1 protein-coding gene is annotated in these 2,025 nt (G+C 70.0%); it reads left to right on the forward strand.

What is annotated here, in order from left to right; translation table 11 throughout:
• On the forward strand, window positions 1-2,025 hold a 2,025-nt coding region (locus G6O54_RS36715; RefSeq protein WP_165236027.1), incomplete at both ends, for a glycosyltransferase.

The raw sequence follows: 2,025 nt of genomic DNA on the forward strand, positions 1-2,025 counted from the left end.
CGCCAGGCCGTGGAGGCCATCGGCTTCGCCGAGCCGGTGGTGCACGTCGAGGGGACCGAGGTCGCCTTCCTCCGCAAGCAGGCCCCTGAGGACGCGACCGACCCCGCTCCCGTCCACGAGGACCCGTTGCGAGTGACCTGGGACGGCGACTTCCGAGGGCTGCATTCGCTGGGCCTGGTCAACCGGGCGATCGGCCTCGAACTGCTGGCTCGCGGCCACGACCTGGGCCTGGCCGACGACGGGCCGAGCCCGGCGGGGGACGCGGACGCCCCGCCGGATCCCCAACTCGCCGATCGCCTGGGCCGCAATCCAATCGGCGGCCCGGCTCAGGTCCACGTGATGCACCGCTGGCCGCCGCGGGCGGAGTTCCAGCCCCACGCACGCCGGGTGCTGATGCAGCCCTGGGAGTACGGCAGCCTGCCACGCTCCTGGCTGCCCTTGCTCGCGGCCGTGGACGAGGTCTGGGCGTACAGTCGGTCGGTCCGCGACGCCTACCTCCGGGCCGGGATGCCGCACGGCCGCGTCCACGTCATCCCACTGGGCGTGGACCCGCAGGCCTTCCATCCCGGCATCGAACCGCTGCCGTTGCCGCCGGGCCCGCGCTTCCGATTCCTGTTCGTCGGCGGGACGATCTTCCGCAAGGGGATCGACGTCCTCCTGGACGCCTACTCGCGGGCCTTCGGGCCCGGAGACGGCATCGGGCTGGTCATCAAGGACATGGGCGTCGGGACCTTCTACCAGGGCCAGACCGCCGGGGACCGCATCGCCGCCCTCCGCGAGCAGGGCTATCCGATCGAGTACCTCTCCCGCGACCTGAGCGGGCCCGAGCTGGCGGGGCTGTATACCGCCTGCGACTGCCTGGTCCACCCGTTCCGCGGCGAGGGCTTCGCGCTGCCGGTCGCCGAGGCGATGGCCTGCGGCCTGCCGGTCATCGCCACCGGGGCCGGCCCGGTGACCGATTACGCCGATCACGACACCGCGTTCCTGCTCCCGGCCCGGTCGTGCGAGTTCGCCGAGAACCGGGTGGGCGACCTCGAGACGCTCGCCCGCCCGTGGCTGCACGAGCCGGACCGCGACGCCCTGGTGGACCTCCTCCGCCTCGTCGCCGCCGACCCGCAGGCCGCCCGCCGCAAGGGCATCGCCGCGTCGGCCCATATCCGCGGCCGCTTCACCTGGTCCCACACCGCGGACGCCGTCGAGCGCCGACTGCGTGCCCTGGCGGGACAGGGGCCACGGATGGTGGGTGGGGTGAGTCAACCACGGGATGGAAGGGAAGGAAGGCAATATGAGCCACAGATCAACACAGATGAACACCGATCGGGGGAGGGAGAGGGATCGGAGGGAAGGAATGGGGATGGGGATGGGGATGGGGAGAGGGAGGGGAAGGAAGGACGGGTTGGGGCCGCGGGGATGCAGGGACTGGTTTCGGAGTTGGAGCCGGCCGGCGGAGAGTCGGGATCGCCAAACCTGAATTCTGAATCTGAATCTGAATCAAATCTGTGTTCATCAGTGTCCATCTGTGGCTCGATTCCTCCCCCCGTCCCCATCCGTGGCTCAATTCCTCCCCCCGTCCCCATCTGTGGCTCAATTCCTCCCCCCGTCCCCATCTGTGGCGTGAAACGGGCGAGCGTCAGCCTGACGATGATCGTGCGGGATGAGGAGGAGAACCTGCCGACGTGTCTCGGATCGGTGGCGGGGCTGTTCGATGAGATCGTGGTGGTGGATACCGGGTCGAGGGATCGGACGGCGGAGATCGCGCGGGGGTTCGGGGCGAGGGTCTTCGACTTCGTCTGGGTGGACGACTTTGCGGCGGCGAGGAATGCGGCCCTGGCGCGGGCGCGAGGGGATTATGCGTTCTGGCTGGACGCCGATGACGTGGTCGAGCCGGACGAGCGGGCCAGGCTGGAGCGGCTCCTGAAGGCACTGTCGAAGGACGAGCCGGAGCAGGCGGCGTACGTGGTGCGGTGTGCGTGCGACCCGGAGCCGGACGGGCGGGGCGGGAATACGGTCGTGGATCATATAAGA

This window comes from Aquisphaera insulae, from assembly GCF_011064615.1.
GTDB lineage: Bacteria > Planctomycetota > Planctomycetia > Isosphaerales > Isosphaeraceae > Aquisphaera > Aquisphaera insulae.